This is a genomic window from Absiella sp. AM09-50, assembly GCF_003433845.1.
Taxonomy (GTDB): domain Bacteria; phylum Bacillota_I; class Bacilli_A; order Erysipelotrichales; family Erysipelotrichaceae; genus Hoskinsella; species Hoskinsella hominis.
In genome coordinates, this window is record NZ_QVFI01000006.1 from 119165 (window position 1) to 145225 (window position 26061).

Consider the following 26061-nt stretch of genomic DNA (forward strand, 5'->3'; position numbering starts at 1 on the left):
TTGAAAAAATTACAATTATGGTTATTGGCATTTGGTGTATTTGGGATTATCAATACAGAGATGGGTATTATTGGCATCCTGCCAAATCTGGCAAAGTATTATCACATCTCACTTACGGATGCAGGATTATTCGTATCCCTGTTTGCACTTGCTGTAGCAATATCAGGACCAATAATGCCGCTTCTATGTTCTGGCATGAAAAGGAAAAAAGCATTGTTGATGGTACTTTCTATATTTGCAGTATGTAATCTTATTTCCATTATCACAAGCAATTTTATGATTGCATTATGTGCAAGAGTGTTGCCAGCATTCTTTCATCCGGTATTTATCTCCTTTGCTTTATCCATGGCATCAGCCTCTGTGGAAGAAAAAGCAGCACCTAAAGCAGTATCGAAGGTCATGTTAGGAGTAAGTGGAGGCATGGTTATAGGTGTACCTATTGTAAATATGATAGCGGATATAACGGATTTACGTATGGCAATGTTGTTTTTTGCACTCGCCAATATTGTTTCATTACTTATGTGTTCTGTCTTTTTACCAGCGGATGATAAACAAGAAAAAATCAGCTATGGTAAGCAGCTGACAATATTGAAACGCAAAAATGTATGGTTATCTATCTTTGGTGTTATCTGTTTAAATGGATCTATATTTGGTGTATATAGCTATATTTCAGAATATCTGATACAAATATCTGGCTTTTCTTCTCATATGGTATCCATGATCTTATTAATCTATGGGCTTGCGAATATGGTAGGTAATACCTTAGGTGGAAAATGGCTAAGTGAAACACCGCTACGCTTATTCAGGGTATTTCCCATCGCCCTTATATTCTTATATATGATGCAATATGTATTAGGTTCTATTTCATGGATATGTGCAGGATTAATGCTTGTATGGGGAATACTTGCAGGATGTGGAGGAATGATGAATCAGTATTGGATCACCAAAGCATGTGATGATGCACCTGCCTTTGGCAATGGTTTATTTCTGTCAGCGACCAATCTTGGTACTACAATTGCGACCAGTGTATGTGGAATGATGATTAACACATCCATTCCTTCCATCTTTTTGGGAGGTATGATCTTTATATGTATTGCTTTGGCAGTTTTCATCTACCAATATGGAAGTCAAATGGTGAATAAAAAAATCATGATGATGGAGGAATCGTAATGAAAAAAATAAAATATATTATTCTTTGTATCTGTATGCTTACGTTTATAAGTGCTTGTGCATCAGATACACCTGATACACAAACAGATACCCAAAAGAAAACAACACAAACAAATACAACATTAGATTTAAAAAATCAAAAAGTTTTGATTGCATATTTTACACGTGCAGAAAATATACCACTACAAGGAAATGAAGATGCCACAACTTCTGCAAGCCTAGTGAAAAAAGATGGTGAAATCGTAGGGAATACAGGTTATGTGGCACATGTGATTCATGATGTGACGAAAGGAACACTGTTTCCCATCAAACTGGATGAACCATACTCTGCGGATTATGATATTTTAGAAGATTTAGCAAAACAACAAGGAGAAGAAAATGCCCGTCCAAAAGTTTCTACGATCATTGAAAATATCAATGATTATGATATCATCTTTTTAGGATATCCAAACTGGTGGTATGATATGCCAATGGGTGTTTATAGTTTCCTTGAACAAGTTGATCTGTCAGATAAAACAATCATCCCGTTTGTGACACATGGTGGTTCAGGCTTTTCAGACACAATCGATACTTTAAAAACAATGTTCCCAGATGCAAACATACAAAATGAATTTGAGATTTATCAGCACGATGTCATAGAAAAGGAAGATGATATCATCACATGGCTAAACAGTCTTTGATTTATAAAAGAGTCATAGATATCCTGTTATGCACAGGCTTTATGTGCATGATGGGATATCATATTTTTTCAAAACAGCTACATGAATATCTGGGCATCATATTACTGATTATTGTATTTATCCATCTTTACTTAAACAGGAGTTGGTATCAATCATTGAGAAAAGGCAGTTATCACTTTTCACGTATATTTATTATAATGATCAATATTACAATGAGTGTCTTAGGTGTATTATGCATGTTTTCTGGAATCATGATGAATCACTATTTATCATTTACTCAGCATCTGTTTTCTATATCCACCATGCGTATGATCCATATGGTATCTAGTATCTGGTTCTTTATATTACTAGGACTTCATCTGGGGTGGCATTTGATCAAGGTAATAAAAATCATAAAAAAACATTTGCCATTCTTTTTCATCATAAGCGTCATGGTGGTGATGTATGCTGTTGTAATCCTGTATAAAAGAGCTTTATGGAAACATATGTTTTATCTGACATCTTTTGCTTTTATGCCATATGGAGAATCTATATTAAGTTTTCTGTTTGATTATGGATGCTTGCTTATTGGCTTATCATTTATCAGTTATGAAGTTGTATCGTATGCATCAAGACACTCATGAATGTAGTTTAGATTTTCTGCAGGATCATGTAAGATTTTCATTTACAAAACAAGACGGTATATTTATTGTAGACAAGAAATTCTTATTATATCCCAAAATTAACACAATTTCCCATAAAATTTGAAAAATACGATTTAGTATGTTATAAAATAGTCATAAGATAAAATCTTAAGGAGGTTTATTTTTGATTAAAGTGCATATTTACTTTAACAAAATCAACTAAAAAGGGATATATGTAAATGACTCAATGATTAAGTCATTTATGTTAAGGCTTACCATAAAACAGAAAGGAAATTGACATGAAAGATAAAACGATATCATTAAAGCATTATTGGAGAATATTTTTACAAAAAAACAAACTTTGTTTTGTAACTGCTGTTATTGGCATTATGCTAATATCAATATTTGATCTTATATTTTCATTAGTTATGCAAGCAATTATAGATATTGTTTCAGAAGGAAATATTTCAGGAATGGTTTCTATTATAAAATTCTCAATAGTGATGGCAGTAGCATATTTACTTGTTTATTATATTTACAGCTATACCAAAACGGAATTCATTAGGAAGGCTACAATGAATTATAAGCAGGTTGCATTTGAAAAGATTACAAAAAAGACCATTTCTTCATTTAATAACGAATCTACAAGTACTTATATTTCAGCGCTGACAAATGACATTTCCGTCATTGAAACCAACTATATCAAAAGTATATTCACCTATATTAATCTACTTTTTGTATTTTTTGGGGCATTGGGTGTTATGCTCTTTTATCATGTTGGTTTGACACTAATATTACTTGTTGTTGCGACAGTACCAATCATCTTAAGCTTTTTGCTTGGGAATCGACTAGTTGAAACAGAAAAAAAAGTTTCTGATGCAAACACCAACTTTATAACCTCTATACAATCATTATTAAATGGATTTATTCAAATTAAGAGTTTCCATGCTGAACATCAAGCAGAAAAGATTTTTTATAAACAGAATAAAGAATTGGAATCTGTTCGTAAATCAAGAAATCAGCTAACACAGTTAATGAATATGTTAGGAGCATTTAATGCAATCAGTACACAGATTGGTGTCTTCCTTTTAGGTGGTTATATCTCTATAACACAGGGTGTCATTTCTGTAGGAACGGTTCTCCTGTTTCTTCAATTAACAAATTTCATCATAGATCCCATTCAAAACTTTCCATTACTTGTGAGCAATAAACGTTCAGCAAAAGCATTGTTAAGGAAACTGGAAAAAAATATAGAGGAAAATATAGAAGATGAATCTGGTGCAATCAAGAAGAAACTGACAGATCATATCATTGTTCAAGACCTTTCTTTTGCATATGGAGAAAAAACCGTTTTGCACAATTTAAATTATCAATTTGATATGAATAAAGCGTATGCAATCGTTGGAGCTTCGGGTTCAGGAAAATCAACATTGCTTATGCTTCTACAAAAAGGATATTCTAATTATAGTGGTAGTATAACATATGATACAGATGAGTTACATCAAATCAAAACAGAATCTATATATGATTTTATATCCAGTATTCAACAAGATGTTTTTATTTTCGATGATACTTTGGAAAATAATATAACGATGTTTCAGAAAGTAGATCCAGCTATAATAAAGAAAGTAATAAGTGAAGTAAATTTAGATACATTAGTACAGGAAAAAGGATTGTCTTTTTATTGCGGTGAAAATGGCTGTCTATTATCTGGGGGAGAGAAGCAAAGGATTGCCATAGCCAGAGCATTGATAAAAGAAGCCTCTATTATTTTAATGGATGAAGCTACTTCAAATCTTGATGCGTTGAATTCTGTAGGTATTATGAATACAGTTTTAGATATAAAAAATTCTTTAAGAATCATTGTTACCCATCGATTAGAAAAAACAGTATTGGAGAAATGTGATGAAATCATTGTAATGTCAGAAGGATCAATTGTAGAGGTTGGCGATTTTCAAACATTAATATCCAATAGACAATTGTTTTATGATATGTATCAATGTAATGTTTAAATGATAAGTGTATCATTCTGTATGAGAATATCGCAAAAGATATATTATGTGACAAAAGAATATTTTTATGAAATGCGATTTATTATACGAAAAAAATAATGAGTCGTAATATGCAGTATGAACAGTATTGAAAGAAAAACTAGCCCAGAAAGGACTAGTTAGTTGTGTAGACTTTGTGAAAAGATACGTTTGTAACTGAACCGCCGTCATCAGGCGGTTTTTTTCCATAGATCAATTCCTTATTTTAAACGTCTTAAGCCATCTAGTAAACGGCTGTTTGGACATGCAATATTCATGCGTAGAAAGCTTTTTCCATTTTCTCCATATGCAGCACCATCAGATAGATATAAGCCTGTATGTTTACGAATGAAATTTGCGAGCAATTTACTATCATCACAGATTTTATGACAATCTAACCATAAAAGGTAAGTTGCCTGAGAGGAAACGATATGAATATCTGGACAGTATGTTTTACAAAAATGAAGTGCATCTTCTTTGTTTTGTTTGATATAAACACGTAGTTGATCTAACCATGCGCCACCTTTTTCATAAGCTGCCATGCTTGCTTCTATCGCAAAAACATTTGGTTCTGCGACTTCATCGGTATTGATGCCACGATTGACTTTATGGCGCAGAAAAGGATCAGGCACAATGATGCATGCAGCCTGTAAACCAGCCAGATTAAAGGCTTTACTTGCTGATACACAGGTAATGGAAATAGCCTTGTTTACTTCATTTACAGATGCAAAAGGCACATAGGAAAGACCTGGATCACACAAGTCACAATGGATTTCATCACTTACGACAATGACATGATGTTTGGCGCATAAAGCACCAATATGTGCTAATGTCTGTTGATCCCATATCATTCCGATTGGATTATGTGGATTACATAAAATCATCAAGGTGGTTTGTGGTAAAGCAAGCTTTCTTTCTAAATCTTCAAAATCGATTTGATAATGATCATTGCGATATAATAAATCACTGGATAATACGTTTCTTCCATTGTTTAATATAGAGTTATAGAAGATGTTGTACACAGGGGATTGGATGAGTACATTTTCCGCAGGTGTCGTAAGTTTTCTTACAATAGAAGAAATCGCAGGGATAACACCTGTACAAAACATCATCCACTCTGTATCAAAAAAGGTATGGTGTCGTGTCCTCTACCAGTTCTGGATACTTTTAAAATATGCATCAGGTATAATGGAATAACCATAAATACCTGATGCAGCCTTTTGAAGGATAGCTTCTTTTATACATGGGGCAGTAGGAAAATCCATATCTGCCACCCACATAGGAAGTTCATGCTCCTTAACATCCCATTTTAAAGAATTGGTATGGAAACGATTGGTTTCCTTAGAAAAATCAAAGTTTATTGTTGTATTGTGATTTTCGTATTCTGTGGACATATACGTGTTTCCTCCATAATCAATTCTTTGATTTCATTTGCCTGAATGCTTCCACTGACTGGATTTTTTACACTATCGATTCTGGATGCGATTTGCGCATCAACACTGGAATATTCAAACGCAAGTGTCGTATTTAATAACTTACAGTTCACCATTTTCAGATTTTCCATATAACATAAACCCTGCAGGCTGTCGATTGTACAATTGATAAATGTAATATTTTTTGAATTCCATCCAAGATATTCTCCAATTATCAAAGAATCATAGACAACGACATCTTCACAATTCCAGAAGGCATCCTTGCTTAATAAAGTCGCATGATGCAGTTCTATATGGGATGCTCCATCAAAAGCATAATTACCGCTCAACGTGAAATGATCCCCTTTGATATGCTTGGCATTCATTCCAAAATAATCGCCTTTCGCCTGTACATGATACATTGTGATATGTTCACATTTCCACAGTGTTTCCAAAGCATTTGGCATATGTACATGGTCTAAATGAATATCACTGGCACGTCGAAAGGTCTTTGGTGCTTCAATACTACAATCTTTCATTGTGATATTTTTTGTATACCAGATACCAGAGCGTGCAGTTTCTAATAAAGTAGTATGCTGGGCAGTAATGTTGCTGCTATACCATAAAGGGTATTTCCATTTGAAAATACATCCATCTAATGTAATATTCGCACTTTCTTTTAGTGGAGATTCACCATCAGCGAACGTTGTATCCTGTAAAATGAGATCGTGTTCATGAAATAAGGCACGTTCTCCGCTATAATAGCCTTGTTTAATTGTTTCCATTTACTTATCACCTCATGCATATTGTAAGAGTTATGCTTACCTATGTCTAATACTTGTTTTCTATCTCGATCCATGCCCAAAAGGTATGAAAGATAAGGTGGGTATTGCATTTTGTATGGTAAAAATGATAAACTACATAAGTGAAATTTAAGGGAAAGAAGGAATTTATATGCCAACAGGAGTCATGATAAATACATTATCGGTATTCTTCGGTGGAATTGCAGGGGCATTTGCCGGTCATAAATTAAGTCCAAAATTTAAAACAGAGATCAATTTGATTTTCGGTGTCTGTTCTATGGGAATGGGCATCAGTTCTATTAATTTGATGAAGAATATGCCTCCCGTGATATTTGCGATTATCATCGGTACAGCGATTGGATTGATGATACATTTGGGAGAATATTTAAATAAAGCGGCGGCATTGATGCAAAAGCCGATTGCAAAGCTGTTTAAGAACAAGCAGTCAGATTTAGATGAAAATGAATTTATGTCCTCATTGATTACAATCATTGTATTATTTTGTGCGAGTGGAACAGGGATTTATGGTTCTTTGGATGCAGGTATGACAGGTGATCAGACGATATTGATATCAAAGTCAATTTTGGATTTCTTTACTGCGGCCATTTTTGCATGTAACTTAGGGTATGTCGTATCCGTGATTGCAATTCCACAGTTTTTGATATTCTTTATGCTGTATTTATGTGCCGGTTATATTTTTCCATTAACTACACCTGATATGATAGCGGACTTTAAAGCATGCGGAGGCTTTTTGATATTGGCAACAGGGTTTCGTATGATTAAAGTCAAAGAATTTCCAATAGCGGATATGATACCAGCCATGGTAATCGTCATGCCTTTATCCTGGATATGGACCAATGTAATAGCACAATTGTTATAAATAAGATTATTTTTTTCTTGCATATATCAGATAAATCTTTTAAAATTAACAAGACTGATTTTTTGAGGAGGATTTTTTTGTGAATAAGAAAAGAGGAGAATGGTCTAATCATTTAGGCTTTATTTTAGCTGCTGCCGGTTCTGCGGTAGGTTTGGGAAATATCTGGAAATTCCCTGGTAAGATAGGCGCAAATGGTGGAGGATTGTTTCTATTGATTTATATTATTGTGGTGGCTGTAATTGGCTTAACGATCATGCTGGCAGAACTTGCGATAGGACGTTCTACCCAAAAGAATGCCGTTGGTGCATTTCATCAATTGAATAAGAATTGGACATTTGCAGGTGTCATTGGTATCATTACATTATTTGTGATTTTATCGTATTATAGTATCGTTGGCGGCTGGATTATGAAATATATCGGGGTATATCTTGGCGGGGCACATTTTTCAGGCACAGCAACACAATATCAGGATTTCTTTGTGAACTTTATAACGAAACCAATAGAACCAGTGTTATGGGGATTGTTGTTTTTAGGATTATGTATCTTTATCATCATCAAAGGTGTATCGGATGGGATTGAAAAGATTAGTAAGATATTGATGCCCGCTTTATTTATCCTTCTGATTGGAACTGCAATACGATCAATGACATTGCCAGGGGCAATGGAAGGTATTCAATTTATGCTGCATATTGATTTTTCTACATTCAATACGGATATGCTGGTTGCGGCTGTAGGACAGGCATTCTTCTCTTTATCTGTGGGAATGGGCATTTTGATAACTTATGGTTCCTATGTAGGTAAACAAGAGAACTTGTTTCAAAGTGCTGTGTGGATCTGTATATTGGATACAATTGTGGCAATCCTTGCGGCTTTTGCGATTATTCCTGCTGTTTTTGTGACCATGGGAGCAGATGGCCTTGGCATGGGTGGTGGTTTTGCATTTATGGCATTGCCTAATGTATTTGCATCTATACCTGGCGGCATTATCTTTGGGGCAGTATTCTTTATCTTGTTATTTTTAGCTGCTTTGACCAGTGCCATTAGTATCTTAGAAAGTATTATCGCCTTTATGAGTGAAGAATTTCATATTACGAGAAAGAAAGCAGTCGCATGGCTGTTTGTGCCACTGACACTGTTATCTGTTGGGTATTCCTTGTCACAATTAGAAACAAGGGGAATCAACCTGCCATGGTTTGATATGCGAAATGGTTTACAGATGCTGCCAATGAATGCAGTGATGGAGAAATTTACTGACAACCTGATGATTCCATTAGGTGCTCTTTGTTTCTGTATATTTGTTGGATGGGTATGGGGTGTAAAGCCAGCGATTTACGAGATTGAAAATGAGGGAGCGCTGCGCTTTCCATTACGTAAAATATGGTCCTTCAGTATTCGTTACTTAGCACCGATTGCGATATTGGCAATTTTATATTTTACAATTTTTAAAGGTGTCATTTTATCATAAATACATGAAAAGCAGGAGGAATTCCTGTTTTTTAAATAAAAAATTTTAAAAAACTGGAAAAATTTGTAAACAAAACATTACTTAAGATGGTTTTTCTTTATCTAAAAAGGTATAATATGATTGGATAAAGTTCTTAGAGGATGATGGAAATGGAATATGAAGGGTTGATCAAATTATATTTTGAAGTCAGAAATACCAAACCGCTGGAAGCAAAACAAATCATTGAACAGATGAAGTATCTGGAAAGTGAAGGTAATGCAGTAAAAGGGAGACATTTTTATTATGAAGCCCAGTTATATTATGAAAATGCCAATCTGGAACAATGTTTATGCCATGCGATTACTGGTATTCAGCATTTGATGAATCAGCCCTATGTAAGTGAATTTGCGAAATGTTATAATCTGATGGGTGTTGTATATGATAATAAAGGCAATGACCATATGCAGGCGTTACAATACTATCTGGAAGGATTAGATGTTGCCGAAAAAAATAACGACCATAAAACATCCAGTGTCTTTTATAATAATATTGGATGTATATATGATGGTCTACATGACTATGCGACAGCAGCTACCTATTTTGAACAGGCATTAAAGAATAATGTAAATGCAGGTGGAGAAGAATTTTTAATGGAAGTATTGAATCTGGCATTGATTCAATGTGAAATAGGTGATTTTAAACAGGCAGCATATTACTATGAATATGCAGAAATACATACAGAACTTTCCATCCTTGAAGAAAATCGTGCCCACATGGGAATTATAAAAGCACTAATCAGTTATCATAATCATGATATAGAAGAAGTAAAAAAACAATTGATACAAATATGTGAATGTGGCAAAAGAGGAGATATGAATATCAATACTTTCTTGGAAGTCCTGGGACAGATTGACACATTGATGGATAAAGCATTGATAAATGAATTTAAAGAAGTATTGATCTTGTTAGGAAATATTGCGAGCAAACTGGATTTGTTAGAGGCAAAAATCAAGGTAATCGAATGTGGTATTGCTTTTTGTAAGATGATAGAAAATGAGCAGCAATTATATCATCTACTAGAAATCTATTATGAACTTGCCAGACAGAATGAAAGAGAAAAGGAAAAAATGTTGTTAGAAGGCATGAATCTGAAGTTGAAAATGCGTGATATGAAACGGCGTCAGAAAGAGATGAAGAAAAAGTCTTTAAAGTATAAAAAGCTTGCGCAACATGATGCGCTGACTGGTTTATATAATCGTACCATCTTTTCACAAAAACTGGTGCCATTATTTGAAGAAGCGAAAACTTTAGGTAAAAACATTGGGGTTTTGATTGCGGATATCAATGATTTTAAACAGTACAATGACTATTATGGACATGTGAGTGGAGATCATTGTATTCATGATATCGCTGAAATCATGCGGATATTATGTAATGATCAAATATATTTTGTACGTTATGGTGGAGATGAATTTTTAGGCTTTTTCTATGATGTAGAAGTCGCTTATGTAAAACAGATTGCCCAGCATCTTTATCAGGAAGTCAAGAAGCTGCATGTGGAACATGCCAAGACATTGCATTATGAAAAGACTATTTCCATAACCATTGGCTGTTACTATGCAATACCAAAAGATATGGATGATTTCTTTGAATTTATCGCAAAAGCGGATAATGAATTATACAGAGGAAAAAATAATGGCATTTCAGTAAATTTTCCAAACGAGTAAAAGACCAGAGGGTCTTTTCTTTATGCCTGAAAAGCATGAAGAGTTATAATTCACAGGTATTAGATTTATGTAACATTTTATGTATAATAAGTATAGAAAAGATTGTTTCAATCAGCAGGCAATGGTAAAATAAGAAGTAAATGAAAGAGGTGGATGCTCATGGAATTACGTGTCCTTCGTTATTTTTTAACAGTCGCAAGAGAACAGAATATTACACGTGCTGCCAATATCCTGCACATTACCCAGCCTACGTTATCCAGACAATTGATTCAGCTGGAAGAAGAGCTGCATACCCAGCTGTTTATCAGAGGTAAAAATCAAATATCATTAACAGAAGAAGGCATGCTGCTAAGAAGAAGAGCAGAGGATATCATTGATCTGGCAGATAAGACAGAAAAAGAATTTGCGAACCGGGAAGAAATGATATCTGGAGATATTTTTATCGGAAGTGGGGAAACCCAGGCCATGCGTATGATGGCAGATGTGATGAAAACCTTCCATGAACAATATCCGTTCACCAATTTCCATATGTTTAGCGGCAATGCAGATGATATCAAAGAGAAGATTGATAAAGGCTTGATTGATCTTGCTTTATTGATGGAACCAGTGCAATTAGATAAATATGATTTTATCCGCCTGCCCTATAAAGAAACATGGGGAGTTCTTACAAGAAAAGACAGCCGGCTTGCGCAAAAAAGCGTCATTACACCAGATGATTTAAGAAATGAAAATCTGATTATTACCAGAAGAGCCATCGTACAAAATGAAATTGCCAGCTGGTTTCATGAGGAATACGAGCACCTGCAGATTATATCCACATATAATCTGATTTATAATGCGGCAATTATGGCAGAGCAGGGCATGGGACATGTGATCTGTTTTGATAAGCTTGCGCCCACAGATGAACACAGCATTTTGTGTTTTCGCCCTTTTTCTCCAACACTTGAAACAGGTGTGGTACTGGTATGGAAGAAGCACCAGTTATTTTCACCTGCTGCACATAAACTTCTGGAAAATCTAAAAGAAGCTTTTACAAAAGAATCCTAGTGATTCTTTTTTCATGCTTAAAAAGCATGATACTTTATAGAAATGAAGCATTAGACATTATATCGTTCCTCTTTTACAATGGATTTGTCAGAAGTCAAAAGAAAGAAGGCAGGATATATGAAAACATGTTTAAAAAATCTATGGGACACCGATGTGGAATTTATAGAACGCATGGATCTGTTTCTAAAGGATGTAGAAGATGAACCTGAATTGAATGAGCGTACACGGACATTAGCGATTTGCGCCAGTCTTGTTGGATGTCAGGCACTGGATGTGTTTACCTGTATCGTTGAGGATACATTAGAGGTATCTTTAAAGGCTATAGAACTAAAGGAGCTGTTGTATCAGGCATGTGCATATTTAGGATATGGAAAGGTGTATCCATTTATCCAGCAGACAAATGGTATTCTTAAACAGAAACAAATAAATCTGCCACTTCCATCACAATCTACAACAAGCAAACAAACCCGTTTAAAGAAAGGTTCACAGGCACAGGTCGATATCTTTGGAGAGCATATGAAAGACTTTTATAAAAGCGGATCTAAAGATAGTGTACACATCAATCGATGGCTGGCGGAAAACTGTTTTGGAGATTATTACACAAGAAATGGATTGACATTGCGGGAAAGAGAAATGATTACGTATTGTTTTTTAGCAGCCCAGGGTGGTTGTGAACCACAACTGAATTCCCATATCAAAGCAAATATCCGTATAGGAAATGATGAAGCACAACTGATATCCATCTTATCACAATGTCTTCCTTATATAGGATATCCAAGAAGCTTAAACGCATTGCGCTGTATCAAAGAGGCAGTATAAAGGAGAAAATTATGGCGAAAAATGAAGAATTAAAAAATGGCGGTATATTTCCATTAGGGGAGAAAAACGAAGCATTTGCGAAGTATTTTATCGGACAGAGTTATTTATCCATGTTGACAAATAAAGGTGTTAGTATTGCTAATGTGACCTTTGAGCCGGGATGTCGCAATAACTGGCATATTCACCATGGAGGTGGTCAGATTCTTCTGGTTATGGCAGGAGAAGGATATTATCAGGAATGGGGCAAACGCGCGCAGTTATTGAAGGCAGGCGATGTTGTTAATATTCCACCAGAAGTAAAGCACTGGCATGGTGCCACAAAAGACAGTTGGTTTGTGCATCTTGCGGTGGAAGTACCATCAGAAAATGGCAGTAATGAGTGGCTAGAAGCTGTGGATGATGATACGTATCATCAATTATAAAAGAATGGATTTCTCTACCTATGAGAATTCCTTTTTTTTAAATTATAAGGAATATGCAAGAATTTTAGAAAAAAACGCAATTTTCTATAAGATTGTTTTCATAAAAATTTACAAATGCGATAAAATGTGGTACTTTAAAGATAATGAAAGTGGCAGGGGTAAATTATGAAAAAATTAAAAGTGTATCTAACGACAGTTTTAAGTCTGATGCTGGTTTTAAGTGGGTGCAGCAGTAAGAAAGATGTATTAGATCCAGATCATCCGGTTCAGATCAGTTTGTGGCATTATTACAATGGTGCACAACAGGAATCTTTCAATGATTTAATTAGGGAATTTAATGATACAGTAGGTAAAGAAAAGGGAATCATTGTGAAAGCTTCCGGTCAGGGAAATGTAAATGATTTAGAAAACAACGTATTGGATTCTATCAATGGAGAAGCAGGTGTGGCAGAAATACCAAATATCTTTGCGGCATATGCAGATACTGCCTATACGGTCGATCGATTGGGATATGCAGTTGATTTAACAAAATATTTCACTAAAAAAGAACTGGAAGAATATATTTCAAGTTATATTGAAGAAGGCGAATTCTCCAATGATGGCAGTTTAAAGATTTTTCCAATCGCAAAATCAACGGAAATCTTTATGCTGAATAAGACAGATTGGGATAAGTTCAGTAAGGCAACTGGTACATCTTTAGATGAGTTAAAAACAATTGAAGGTGTCACCAAGGTTTCTCAGAAATATTATGAATGGAGTGACTCTTTAACTGAAGAAAAGAATGATGGAAAAGCATTCTTTGGAAGAGATGCACTGGCAAATTATTTCATTATTGGATTCAGACAAAATGGTGTACAGATATTCGAGATGAAAGATGGCATTGTCACATTGAATTATGATAAAGAAATCGTGAAAAAACTATGGGATAATTATTATGTGCCATATATCAAAGGATATTTTGCGTCATCTGGAAGATTCCGTAGTGATGATATCAAAACCGGAAATATCATTGCATTTGTAGGTTCTTCTTCTGGGGCAACTTTCTTTCCTAAAGAAGTGATCTTAAATGATAATGAATCATATAAGATTGAAATGTCCGCATTCGTTGCGCCTCAATTTGAAAACGGTGAAGCTTTTGCTGTACAACAGGGAGCTGGCATGGTTGTGACGAAATCTGATGAAGCAAAAGAAACGGCTTGTGCAGAATTTTTGAAATGGTTCACAAAACTTGATCAGAACGTGAAATTCTCTGTGGACAGTGGATATCTGCCAGTCACAAAAGCAGCCAATGATAAAGATGTCATTAAAGAAAAGATTACAACGACAACCGAAACAGAACAAATCATTGATAAAGCCATTGATACCATTCACCAATCTACACTATATACAACCAAAGCTTTTGAAAATGGTACAAAAGCTAGAAATGTATTGGAATATTCATTATCAGATAAAGCAAGCGAAGATCGTAAAAGCGTTTTAGCGGATATGAAGAATGGAAAGAGCTATGAAGAAGCAGTTTCCCAATTTGATAATGACAAGAATTTTGAAGCATGGTACAATGAAACATATGCACAGCTAAAAGAACTTGTAAAATAAAGCAACATATATAACAGACAGGAAAGAGGAGGCATGTGGCAGTGAAAAAAAGGTCAGTAAAAAGTAAATCAATCTTGAAACACATTCTGGTGCCGATGTGTATCCTTTTGATTACCGAAATCGTTATTTTGGCAATCAGCGTTTATGCTGGAGGAATCGTAGAACGGCTAGAAGAAAATTCAAGAGATATTTTACAAGAACGTGTCATCAACAAAAAAGGCTTTTTAGAAAATGAAATGAACAATACATGGTCTGATGTTACATTGTTGGCAGAAACCATTAATACAAAAGCAGAGATGCTGGAAAAACAGGGCATAATTTCCATTGATCAATTGGATAATGGTTCTAATGAAGCATCTCCATTGATCGCAGAAATCGCAGATGATATGATACAAAAACTGCGTTCCAATCGTGTCAATGATATCTATGTTATTTTCAATAATCACGATTTGGATGAAGATGTCAGTGATAAGCCTGGCATCTATATTCGGGATATGGATCCGGCTTCCAAAGCAAGTAATCGCAATGCGGATTTATTGATTGAACGTGCACCGGCAAGTATTGTACAAAAATTAAATATTTCAACGGATACCTCATGGACGCCACTGTTTAATTTTGGAAAACATGAAAAAGACTATTATAAATTCTTATACCGTCCTTATCAGGCCGCATTGAAAAAACAAAAAAACTATTCTTTAGGCGATATGGGCTATTGGAGTGCCAATAATTGTTTAGATGGAACCTTACAGCCGTTTATTTCATACAGCGTACCACTAATTGATACAAAAGGGCGTGTCTATGGTGTTGTGGGAATTTCTATTTTAGAAGAATATCTAACAACACTATTGCCAAATGAAGAAATCAACGGTTCAGGTCATGCATCATATGAGCTTGGGATAACTACTAAAAAAGCCAATGTATATTCACCCGTTTTAGACAGTACACTATTTGATTGTACATCGAATTTAACACTTCTTCAAAAAGAAGAAGGCTATTATGTAGAAAACAGCAGGGATGAAGTCTATGCCGCAATAGAAACATTGCATTTGTATAATACCAATACACCATATCTGGATGAACAGTGGACAATCATGTCATTGATCAAAGATGATGATTTGATGGCATTTTCACACCATATCAATATTTCCTTGATACTGGCAGGATTAATCACACTAGGGGTAGGTATGCTTGGCTGTGTATTGATATCCTTTAAATTAAGTTCACCAATTACCAGTTTGTCAAAACAGTTGAAAACACAGAAAAAGACTGATGGAAAACTGCAAAAGACAGATATCACAGAAATCGATCAGCTGGTAGATTCTATTGAATCACTAAACCAGAATCTGTTAGATTCTTCTCGCCGTTTCACCAAAATCATACAATTAGCCAGTGTAAAAATGGCAGGATTTGAATATGATCAGGAGAAAAACGATTTCTTTATCACGGATAATTTCTTCTCTGTATTCTTACAGGATGATATTGATTCTTCGCTTATGACTTACGAGGGATTCAGTCAGAAAATGAAAGAAATGAGTCCTTATATTAAGAAAAAAGAAGAACATAAATATGTGTATCATCTGCCAAAAGATAATGATATCATTTTTGTGGAGCTTACCATATCCTGGTTTGATGCTCATCATGTCATTGGATTAGCAGAGGATGTCACTGAACGTATCCTTGAACAAAACATTATTGAATATGAACGAGATCATGACGCATTGACAGGCTTAATGAATCGTAGAGCATTCCATCGTGAAATGCAGATATTATTTGATGAACCAGAAGTATTGAAAACCGCAGCATTATTGATGGTTGATTTAGATAATCTGAAATATATCAATGACCATTATGGACATGATAGTGGAGATACTTATATTCGCAAAGCAACAGAAGCCTTCGTGAAATACAGTCCATCCAATACGATGATTTCTAGGGTTTCTGGAGATGAGTTCTATTTATTCTTCTTTGGCTATGAAGATGAAGAACCTTTAAGAAAATTACTGATGGAGTTAAAACACGGGATTGATGAATCCTATATCACTTTAGGCAAATATGAAACCTTTAAAATAAAAGTATCCGGTGGTATCTCATGGTATCCAAAAGATGCAACAACAGTCAAGAATTTACAATTATACTCCGATTATGCTATGTATAAAGTAAAGCATACTTGTAAAGGTATATTTGCGAATTTCAATAAAACAGATTATGACAATGATTCCTATATGAGCAGAAATCGTGCAGAGCTTTTAAAATTGATTGAAACTGAAAGTCTGCATTACTACTTCCAGCCAATCGTATCCACAAAAGATGGTTCTGTATTTGCTTATGAAGCGCTCATGCGCTCCTTCATGCCTAATTTGAAGAATCCTGAAGAAATTTTGAATATTGCGAAGATGGAATCAAAACTTGGAAAAATTGAAGAATTGACGATGTTTAAAGCAATGGAGGGTTATCAGGAAAACATTAAGAACCATTATTTTGATGAAAATACAAAGATTTTTGTTAATTCCATCGCCAGTGAAATGTTATCACCGGAAATGATAGCGAAGTTTGAAAAAACATTTGAGCCATACCTTCACAATGTAGTAATCGAAGTAACTGAAGGAGAAAAGATGAACGAAACACTGCATCAACAGAAACAGAAGTTTGTAGAAAAGTGGCATGGCGCACTTGCACTTGATGATTATGGAAGCGGCTATAACTCAGAAATCTTATTATTGAGTATTACGCCAAAATATATCAAGATCGATATGAGCTTTATTCATAACATAGACAAAGATAACGATAAACAAAAGATTGTGGAAAACATCGTATCCTATGGACATGAAGGTGGCATGTTGATTATTGCGGAAGGTGTAGAAACAGTAGATGAGATGAAACAGGTTATGAAATTAAAGGTAGACTACCTTCAAGGTTACTTGTTAGGAAAGCCACAAATGAAATCTGCATCCATTCCAAATGAAATCGTGAAACTCATTCAATCACTCAATGCCAGAAGATAATACTTCCAGCAGGCAGTTTTATATGCCTGCTGGTTTTTTTATGAAAACAACAAAATGTATCAGATGTATTATTGGATGATATTTTTCTTTTATTTACATTTTATGTAAATTTTGATACATTTCACATTGATATTTACACCCATGTGTAGTACAATAATTAAATTATACCCTAAAATAGTAAAACGCAGGAGGATGAGAATGTTAAAGAAAATCAATACCCCTACGCTGGAAACACAGCGTTTGTTATTAAGAAAAGCAGTAAAACAGGATCGTGAAGCCTTTTTAGAAATATTCAAGGATGATACGATACATCGATATCGCCCTTGGTTTCCATTAACAACTATCAAAGAAGCATCCCAATATCTAGAATCCTATATCCTACCGGTTTATGAAAGAGATATCGCATATTATTATGTATTGGAGGAGAAAACCAGCAAGAAAGTTATTGGATTTATATCACTTGATGGATTATATCCAGGCCGTGGCATTGGGGAATTCAATGCCGGTATGATCTATGAATATCGTGGAAAAGGTTATTTAAAGGAAGCAGCAAATGCCCTTTTACATATGGCAAAAGAAAACGGCTTTACCAAAATATCCGCTATTCATGATAAAGAGAATGTAAAGAGTGGGGAAATCATCAAAGACTTAGGCTTAAGTTATCGTTACAGTTTTGATGAAAGAAAGCCTCACTTGAAGAAAACCGTAACCTTTCAATATTACGAAATCAAATTTGATTAAACAAAAAGCATATCCTGTTTGGATATGTTTTTTCAAAAGAAAAGAGCCGAATTGCGACTCTGTTAAATCCATCCAAAATGACGACAGGCATTCCAGATACCATCATCCACATTTTTATCTGTGACATAATCAGCTTTTTCCTTTAATGCATCACAAGCATTTCCCATCGCAATGGACAGCCAGCGATCATCAAACATAACTAAATCATTATAGTCATCCCCAAAAACCACCACATCTTTTGGATCAGCTTGTAAATGCTCCATCATATCCAGAATACCTTCTTTTTTACGATCATGTTGAAACATCAAATAATCTTCCACAAAACGTAAATGTCCTAATTGATCATCTTTTGTGAAGACTTCTTCTTCACTTCGTGGCACGGATACATATAATTTATAAATTTCCTTTGCCTGATGAATATCAAAATTTTCATCAATAATATAACGTGTTGGTTCTTTACGATCGCCACACTGCTTACGAAAATCATCATTGTGTGTATAAACATCAATAGAATCATCCAGCATTGCCAATACACCATATCCAAGTGCTGAAGCTTTCTCATAAGTGCGAATGGCTTCTTCACGATCTAAGGGGATATTTTGTATCAGCTGATCATTGATTACTAATCCATTGCCACCACAACATACCATGTGATGTAGTCCTATGCTTTCCATAAAACCCCTTGCTTTATAATGAGCACGTCCAGTCGCAATTGCCACAAAGTGACCATTTCGCTGTAGTTCATCTAATGCCCATTTTGCCGAAGTCACAATTTTCTTTGTGCTGTTGTCTGTCAGTGTACCATCAATATCAAAAAATAAATACTTCTTTTCCATGTCCCAGTTTTCTCCTTTTTCCAATATAATGATATCCTATGATTTTCAGATTGGCAAGGTATATACAAAAAAATAAAACACCATACTATCTCTGTGAGGTGAGCCTATGCGCATTGGATATGCTTGTCAGTGTTTGAGTAATACATTACCAAAGTTTCGTACCTGTACAATGAAATTTGCGACAGAAGAAAATCTATATCAGATCATTACACATAATCTGATGGTACTAGATGAAATATTAGAATATAACCATCAACATCATATCGCTCTTTTCAGGTTAAGCAGCGATTTGATTCCTTTTGGGTCTAGTCCTGTCAATATGTTGAATTGGAAAGAAGAATTCAAGGAAGCATTTCATAAACTGGGAGAGAAAGCCAAAAACTATCATATGCGATTAAGTATGCATCCGGGACAGTATACCTTGTTAAATGCTATAAATGAAGATGTTTTACAACGTTCCATCGCAGATTTACGATATCATTGTGATATTTTGAATCTTATGGAGCTTGATGATACAAGTAAATTGATTTTACATATCGGTGGAATATATGGCGATAAAATGGCAGCAATACAACGCTTTATCTTTGTGTTCCATCATCTTGATGAAGATATTAAACAGCGATTGATCATCGAAAATGATGATCGTTATTATACATTAGAAGATGTTTTATACATATCAGATAAAATACAAATTCCAGTAATTTTTGATAATCTGCATCATGAGATATTACCATCTTTTCCTGATTTAAATCTATATCAAACATTATTGCTCGTACAAAAAAGCTGGAAGCCAAAGGATGGCAGAATGAAAATCCACTATAGCCAGCAAGATATGAGTCGAAGAAAAGGTGCACATGCGACCTATCTGGATGCCCAGCAGTTTTTAATGTTTTGCAGAGATATCCGTTATATGGATATGGATATGATGTTAGAAATAAAGACGAAAAATCTTGCGGCTTTACAGGCCCTTGATATATTATATCCTGAACAATTTCAACAAGCACTGGTATGGAAAAATTATCGTTATCTTATTTTGCGCCATTCCTTAGATATCTTTAAAACCATTACAACCACGCAGCAATTAGAAGTAAGAAGATTTTATGAATTAATTGATCAGGCATTATCAACACCTATTGATGATACACAGGGGGCACTCTGTTATCGAATGATGATGAATGAATATTTGCCTTATCTGAACAATACCCAGAAAATCAAACTTCAAAAATCCATGCAGCGATATATGGAAGGAGCTCTTTCGGAACAAGGATTAAAAAACTGTTTTATGAGCCTGTCGGCGTTTGCTAAAGATGAAGAAAATTATCTGTTTCTATAAGGTATAAGCATTTTTCTTTCGTTCATACTATAAAGGACAGGAGGATTTCATCAAATGAAAAAACAATATAAAGTAATGGCATGTACACTTGCCTTATGCTCCATGCTTGCGGCATGTAGTACAAAAGATGACAAAAAAGACAACAACAAAGTAGAAAACAAGGTTGAAAACAAAGCAAACACCGCTAAAAAAGATACGGAAGACAGTATCGATAACATGATGAGCTACTTCAAAGAAAAAGGTGTTGCTTATGATCAGAGTGAAAACATCGATCAAATGGATTTTGCTGCTTATGAAGGTAGAAGCTTTATGGCAAACAACAATCGGGTATATCTGTATCGTGTAAAAAGTGAAGATGAAAACATGAAAAAGATTTTAAAAGAAGCTGCGGATAAAGGCAAAGTAAAAGTGAATATCAATAATAAAGAAAGTGAATACAATGCCAAAGTCAATGGTGACTATTTATTATTGTATGAAACAAATGCGGATATCTCAGATGTATTGGGTGCATTCCCAGGTTATCGTGCAGGTACAACGACGACAACGACAAGTACAGATGAATCTGATCAAAGTAATGATCAGTCCAATACTAAAGATTCTACAGAAAATCAAACAGATACAGAATAAAGCGCAAATCGCGCTTTTTCTTTTATTTCCTTAAAATTATACTTTAGGATAATTCTGTAAAATGATATAATACATTAGGAAAAAGACTGTTTCCATACAGTTTACATTTGACATTCGTTGCATAGAAAAAGGAAGAAGGAAAAAAAGATGTTAATTAAAAATGCGAAGATTTACACAATGGAAGAAGAAGGAATCATTGAAGGAGATATCCTGATTCAGGATGGAAAAATCGTTAAAGTAGGTAATGTAGAAGAAAGTGATGATGAAGTGATTGATGCTAGTGGAAAGTTTGTATTTCCTGGCATGGTAGAAGCACATTGTCATTTGGGAATGGAAGAATCTGCGATTGGTTTTGAAGGGGATGATGTCAATGAAACAACAGACCCTATTACACCTCATATGCGTGCTATTGATGGCTGTAATCCATTGGATGAAACTATCACAAATGCCTGTAAAGCTGGTGTTACCGCTGTAGCGGCAGGACCTGGAAGTGCCAATGTTATAGGTGGAACATTTGTGGCATATAAGACACATGGTGTCAGTATGGATGAAATGAAAATCAAAGAAGCGATTGCCATGAAGGCAGCATTTGGAGAAAATCCAAAACGTGTATATCGTGAAAAAGGAAAGATTCGTACAAGAATGAATATTGCGGCATTACTTAGAGAAACACTTATAAAAACTAAAGAATATATGATGAAGAAAGAAGCAGCCAATGGAGATATCACGAAGATGCCTGCGTATGATATGAAACTTGAAGCTATGATTCCTGTATTAAAAAAAGAGCTTCCATTAAAATGTCATGCACATCGTGCGGATGATATACTTACGGTTATCCGGATTGCAAAAGAATTTGATATCAAAGTAACATTAGATCATTGTACAGATGGTGAAATTATTAAGAAACAAATTAAAGAAAGTGGTTTTCCAGCAATTGTAGGGCCATCCTTTGGACATAAGACAAAATTAGAATTGGCACATAAATCATTTAAAACACCAGCAGTACTACAAAAAGAAGGAATACTAATTGCGATTACCACAGATTCTCCAGTTATTCCAGAAGAATACCTACCATTATGTGCGGCATTAGCTATGAAGAGTGGATTAGATGAAATGGAGGCATTAAAAGCAATCACCATCAATCCTGCTAAAATTCTTGGATTAGATGATCAAATTGGAAGTATCAAAGAAGGCAAAGATGCAGATTTAATTATCTGTGACAGCAGTTTATTAGATGCCATGAATCATGTTGATTATACGATTATCAACGGAAAAATCGCATATCAGGCTTAACACAGGAAGAAACAGATCAACCAATTAGGATATGATCTGTTTTTTTTACCACCTTTTTCCTAATGGCTGGGCAATATAATTCTATTTCTTTCTTTGAATTTATGGTAAAGTATATGAGGAAAGTTTGATTTTACTGGAGGTTAAGATATGCTGAAAAAAGAGAATCTGAGGGAATATGTCATCATGACACTTGCATTATTTTTTACATCATTGGGTGTTTACTTTTTTATGATACCCAGTGGGATCGTTGTGGGTAGTATTTCTGGTTTGGCGATGGTGCTTGCCCAATTAAGTGGTTTATCAATTTCTGTAATCACGATGATTTTAAATGTTGGATTGTTAATCATAGGCTTTATATTTATTGGAAAGGAATTTGGTGTAAAAACGGTTTATACATCATTATTATTTCCAGTATTTCTAGGCTTTTATGAAGCGGTGTTTCCATTAAATGGTTCTCTAACAGGAAATAATGTATATGATCTGATATGTAATGTATTGCTTGTTGGTTTTGGACAGGCACTATTATTTAATGTGAATGCATCTTCTGGTGGTTTAGATATCGTCGCAAAAATTGTAAGCAAATATACCCATATGGAAATTGGAAAAGCTGTAACAATGGCAGGGATGATAACCGCAATGAGTTCACTTCTAGTGTACAATATCGGAACATTTATCGTGAGTGTATTGGGAACATACGCAAATGGTTTGGTCGTAGATTATTTTATTGGCGGTATCAATAAGAAAAAGAAAATCTGTATTGTATCTGATGAGTATGAGAAAATTCAAAAATTTATTCTTGATACAATGAAACGAGGGGTAACTTTGTATCAGGTACAGGGAGGTTTTGAGAAAGAAAACCGTGTGGAGCTTGTGACCATTATGAGTAATAATGAATATAAGATTTTATTGGATTTTCTCCACAAGGCAGACTTTAAAGTGTTTGTGACAATATCAACCGTCAATGAAGTCGTTGGTATTTGGAATACAAAAAAAGCGTAAATGATTTAAAAAAACTGATATCAAATCAGTTTTTTTATGAAATTTTTATAAGAAGTAACATCATAAAATAAATTAATGAAAACAAAAAAGTTTATTTACAAATCCAACTGATAAAGATGAAAAGATTGAAAAGTATCGTTTTATGTGTCAGTGCAAAAGAAAAGAAAAACGGTGATAATACAACGGAAAACCGCTATTATATCAGCAGTCTACATGACATCTCTCTGCTTTCACAAGAAATCAGAGGACATTGGGATCCTTTTTTATTGTTTTTCTTATTGATGCATTTGTCCTGAGAAAAAATGATAACAAAAAATATATATTGCTGCATTCACGCCCACAGGGTGCACAGAGTGTCCCACCACTTACTTATCGCTGTTAAGTGGGGGACTTCTGCCTGTTTTTGGATAAAATTCGATAAATACAATTTTTTTGTATAGAAAATAATTAGAAATATGATTTTGTTTTATAAAATAATCGAAAAATACGAATAATTCCACTATCTTGTGATATAATGAAAATAGATATCGATAGAAATGGAGAGATGATCATGTTAGTCATGTTTCGGGTAAAAAACTTTGCTTCATTTAAGGATGAAACAATTTTGGATTTAAGAGCAGTCAGCTACAAAGAAATGAAAAGTCATATAGTTAGAATAGATAAAAATAATCTTGTTAAAACACTGGCAATCTATGGAAAAAACGCAAGTGGTAAGTCAAATCTGGTCAGTGCAATGTATTACTTTAAAAGTTTTATTATTAATCAAATGTATCGGGATATCACGAATAAAGAGGAAGAAGATACCTTTAGGATTCCTGGTATCCATCGAAATCCATATCGTCTAAATGTAAATCTGAATAAAGAAAATGAATTTGAAATTATCTTTTATCATAATTGTAAAACCTATCAATATGGCTTTTCAACGATTGAAGAAAATGGAAAATATTTGATAAAAGAAGAATGGCTGTTAAAAGATAATGTTGAAATATATAACAGAAATTACGAGCATATCAGGTTTGGAAAAAAATATGAGAAAGAATTAAAAAAAATTATAAATAAGCGAAAAGATCGTTTATATATAAGTGTACTAGATTATTTTTCTGATGGTGAAATTAAAGAAATAATTGACGATATTAAATTTTATCTAAAATATAAATTTATAATCCATTTTGAAATTTTTATTGAAACAAGTATTAAAGGGCTTTTAAGTAATGTGAATTTTTCAAAAAGATTAATAAATGATAATAACTATCGTAGTAAAGTTGAAAAATTTCTACAAATTGCGGATGTGGGAATCAAAAGAATTGACATAGAGGAGATACTTGATGAAGAAACAAATGAACATCAGCGTTATAAAATAAAAACAATTCATGATATTTTTAACGATGAAAATGAAGTGATAGGTGAAGAAGCATTTGATTTAAAAATGGAATCAACTGGAACGATACGTTATTTCTCCTTTATTCAAAATATGCTTGATATGATGGAAAAAGGTGGTGTATTTATTGTTGATGAATTAACAGCAAGATTACATCCGATTTTAACAAAGTTCATTATTGACTTATATCAAAATGAAAAAAATAACAAAGCACAATTAATTTTTACAACACATGATATTTCATTATTGAACCGGCAACAATTTCGTAGAGATGAAATTGCGTTTGTGGATAAAAATAAAAAAGGTGAATCAACGGTATTTACGCTTGCAGATATAAAAGTTCGTTCAGACGCTAGTTTCTCTAAAGATTATTTGTTTGGGAAATATGGAGCGATTCCAGTTATTAATGAACAGGATATGACGGAAGAAATATTGGAGGAATGGATATGGGGAGATTAGTGAATGAAAAAAGAATAATTAAAAAATTAAAACCTGAAAATGCAGGTAATTTGCTTGTATTTTGTGAAGGAAATACAGAATATAATTATTTAAATTTTTTCAAAGATTATTTAGAAAAAAGATTAACCGTTCCTTATTCTAATATGGTAATAGAACCTATTAATACAAGTGGAAATGCCATGCATGTTTATCGTTATGCAGAGGATTTTTTAAACATTGATGTAAATCGTCGGAAATATGCGCTTTATGAAAAACATTTGGTATTTGATTGTGATGCCCCAGTTAATATACAAGATGTTATAGACTTAATGATCAATTCCGATAATGAATATATATTAGATTATTCGAATTTGCTATTTGAAACTTGGTTGCTTATGCATTTTCAAAGAATAGATATCCATGATATCGTTGATAAAAGAAGTATCATAAATCAGATACGTAATCATTTAGATGTTTTAGAATATAATTCTAAAGTGAAAGCTTCTAAAGGCATGATTGCTAAAATTTTAGGAAATGATGGTAATGCTAAAGTAAGAAATGCTATAGAAAATGCAAAGCATCTTGAAGAATTCTGGAAAAAAGAAAAATATAAAATGGAACATGATATAAAGAAAATGAATCCATCTGTTATGATTTATGAATTAATCGAACGATTATTAGATGAAATAGATTATTTTTGTAATTAAGCTAATGATAGCACAAAAAGAGGGGAAATGCTTACAAAGATTATGTGGAATATT

Annotated in this window: 24 protein-coding genes; 20 read left to right on the top strand and 4 right to left on the bottom strand. The window is 34.0% G+C overall.

Annotated elements, in window-relative coordinates; translation table 11 throughout:
• From DW114_RS07675 to DW114_RS07690, 4 genes are all read left to right on the top strand, one after another.
• Positions 1 to 1170, top strand: coding sequence for an MFS transporter (locus DW114_RS07675; protein WP_199483542.1), 1170 nt, complete (start codon positions 1 to 3; stop codon positions 1168 to 1170).
• Entirely contained in the window at positions 1170 to 1850 is a 681-nt protein-coding gene (locus DW114_RS07680) for a flavodoxin (protein ID WP_117453191.1), read from the top strand. Before DW114_RS07675 ends, DW114_RS07680 begins: the two co-directional genes overlap by 1 nt.
• The gene (locus DW114_RS07685; RefSeq protein WP_117453192.1) at positions 1832 to 2473 is read left to right on the top strand and encodes a DUF4405 domain-containing protein; all 642 of its coding nucleotides are present in this window, start codon (positions 1832 to 1834) and stop codon (positions 2471 to 2473) included. The genes DW114_RS07680 and DW114_RS07685 overlap by 19 nt, the downstream gene beginning before the upstream one ends.
• A 299-nt stretch (positions 2474 to 2772) precedes the next feature.
• On the top strand, positions 2773 to 4485 hold the full coding sequence (locus DW114_RS07690) for an ABC transporter ATP-binding protein (RefSeq protein ID WP_117453193.1): 1713 nt from the start codon (positions 2773 to 2775) through the stop codon (positions 4483 to 4485).
• A 239-nt stretch (positions 4486 to 4724) separates the two neighbouring features.
• Here DW114_RS07690 and DW114_RS07695 read toward each other — a convergent pair whose 3' ends face one another.
• From DW114_RS07695 to DW114_RS07700, 3 genes are read right to left on the bottom strand one after another with little or no spacing between them, the layout of a single operon-like run.
• A complete protein-coding gene (locus tag DW114_RS07695; protein WP_317286363.1) occupies positions 4725 to 5615 on the bottom strand; it encodes a MalY/PatB family protein in 891 nt (296 codons plus the stop codon).
• A 36-nt stretch (positions 5616 to 5651) separates the two neighbouring features.
• Positions 5652 to 5897, bottom strand: a complete 246-nt coding sequence (locus DW114_RS22070) for a hypothetical protein (RefSeq protein WP_317286362.1) — start codon at positions 5895 to 5897, stop codon at positions 5652 to 5654.
• Positions 5861 to 6700, bottom strand: coding sequence for a DUF3737 family protein (locus DW114_RS07700; RefSeq protein ID WP_117453194.1), 840 nt, complete (start codon positions 6698 to 6700; stop codon positions 5861 to 5863). The genes DW114_RS22070 and DW114_RS07700 overlap by 37 nt, the downstream gene beginning before the upstream one ends.
• 169 nt (positions 6701 to 6869) lie before the next feature.
• Here DW114_RS07700 and DW114_RS07705 point away from each other — a divergent pair, with 169 nt between their 5' ends.
• The 9 genes from DW114_RS07705 (at position 6870) to DW114_RS07750 (ending at position 18396) form a co-directional block, all read left to right on the top strand.
• On the top strand, positions 6870 to 7598 hold the full coding sequence (locus tag DW114_RS07705; protein WP_117453195.1) for a DUF554 domain-containing protein: 729 nt from the start codon (positions 6870 to 6872) through the stop codon (positions 7596 to 7598).
• A 79-nt stretch (positions 7599 to 7677) separates the two neighbouring features.
• The gene (locus DW114_RS07710) at positions 7678 to 9063 is read left to right on the top strand and encodes a sodium-dependent transporter (protein ID WP_117453196.1); all 1386 of its coding nucleotides are present in this window, start codon (positions 7678 to 7680) and stop codon (positions 9061 to 9063) included.
• Between the two features lie 149 nt (positions 9064 to 9212).
• On the top strand, positions 9213 to 10769 hold the full coding sequence (locus tag DW114_RS07715; protein WP_158552206.1) for a GGDEF domain-containing protein: 1557 nt from the start codon (positions 9213 to 9215) through the stop codon (positions 10767 to 10769).
• 159 nt (positions 10770 to 10928) lie between these two features.
• Complete coding sequence (locus DW114_RS07720) at positions 10929 to 11816, top strand: LysR family transcriptional regulator (RefSeq protein ID WP_117453198.1); 888 nt, start codon at positions 10929 to 10931, stop codon at positions 11814 to 11816.
• Between the two features lie 117 nt (positions 11817 to 11933).
• On the top strand, positions 11934 to 12635 hold the full coding sequence (locus tag DW114_RS21615) for a carboxymuconolactone decarboxylase family protein (protein WP_233509554.1): 702 nt from the start codon (positions 11934 to 11936) through the stop codon (positions 12633 to 12635).
• Positions 12636 to 12646: 11 nt separating this feature from the next.
• A complete protein-coding gene (locus tag DW114_RS07730; protein WP_117453200.1) occupies positions 12647 to 13057 on the top strand; it encodes a cupin domain-containing protein in 411 nt (136 codons plus the stop codon).
• A gap of 165 nt (positions 13058 to 13222) precedes the next feature.
• On the top strand, positions 13223 to 14653 hold the full coding sequence (locus tag DW114_RS07740; protein WP_117453202.1) for an extracellular solute-binding protein: 1431 nt from the start codon (positions 13223 to 13225) through the stop codon (positions 14651 to 14653).
• Positions 14654 to 14694: 41 nt separating this feature from the next.
• Positions 14695 to 17655 (top strand): GGDEF and EAL domain-containing protein, encoded by a 2961-nt coding sequence (locus DW114_RS07745; protein ID WP_117453203.1) that lies wholly within the window; start codon positions 14695 to 14697, stop codon positions 17653 to 17655.
• Positions 17656 to 17853: 198 nt separating this feature from the next.
• On the top strand, positions 17854 to 18396 hold the full coding sequence (locus DW114_RS07750; protein ID WP_158552205.1) for a GNAT family N-acetyltransferase: 543 nt from the start codon (positions 17854 to 17856) through the stop codon (positions 18394 to 18396).
• Between the two features lie 62 nt (positions 18397 to 18458).
• Here the strand turns inward: DW114_RS07750 and DW114_RS07755 are convergent, their stop codons facing one another.
• Positions 18459 to 19232, bottom strand: coding sequence for an HAD-IIB family hydrolase (locus DW114_RS07755; RefSeq protein ID WP_117453205.1), 774 nt, complete (start codon positions 19230 to 19232; stop codon positions 18459 to 18461).
• A 106-nt stretch (positions 19233 to 19338) separates the two neighbouring features.
• Here DW114_RS07755 and uvsE point away from each other — a divergent pair, with 106 nt between their 5' ends.
• The 7 genes from uvsE to DW114_RS07785 all read left to right on the top strand — a co-directional run bounded on the left by uvsE (position 19339) and on the right by DW114_RS07785 (position 26007).
• A complete protein-coding gene (uvsE, locus tag DW114_RS07760; RefSeq protein WP_117453206.1) occupies positions 19339 to 20565 on the top strand; it encodes a UV DNA damage repair endonuclease UvsE in 1227 nt (408 codons plus the stop codon).
• 54 nt (positions 20566 to 20619) lie between these two features.
• Positions 20620 to 21192, top strand: coding sequence for a hypothetical protein (locus DW114_RS07765; protein WP_117453207.1), 573 nt, complete (start codon positions 20620 to 20622; stop codon positions 21190 to 21192).
• 147 nt (positions 21193 to 21339) lie between these two features.
• Complete coding sequence (locus tag DW114_RS07770; protein WP_117453208.1) at positions 21340 to 22485, top strand: amidohydrolase; 1146 nt, start codon at positions 21340 to 21342, stop codon at positions 22483 to 22485.
• A gap of 147 nt (positions 22486 to 22632) precedes the next feature.
• Positions 22633 to 23484, top strand: a complete 852-nt coding sequence (locus DW114_RS07775; protein ID WP_178695047.1) for a YitT family protein — start codon at positions 22633 to 22635, stop codon at positions 23482 to 23484.
• Between the two features lie 116 nt (positions 23485 to 23600).
• Positions 23601 to 23780, top strand: coding sequence for a hypothetical protein (locus DW114_RS21185; protein ID WP_147322620.1), 180 nt, complete (start codon positions 23601 to 23603; stop codon positions 23778 to 23780).
• A gap of 254 nt (positions 23781 to 24034) precedes the next feature.
• Positions 24035 to 25321, top strand: a complete 1287-nt coding sequence (locus tag DW114_RS07780; RefSeq protein ID WP_158552204.1) for an AAA family ATPase — start codon at positions 24035 to 24037, stop codon at positions 25319 to 25321.
• A complete protein-coding gene (locus DW114_RS07785; RefSeq protein ID WP_158552203.1) occupies positions 25309 to 26007 on the top strand; it encodes an RloB family protein in 699 nt (232 codons plus the stop codon). Before DW114_RS07780 ends, DW114_RS07785 begins: the two co-directional genes overlap by 13 nt.
• The last annotated feature ends 54 nt before the right edge of the window (positions 26008 to 26061 follow it).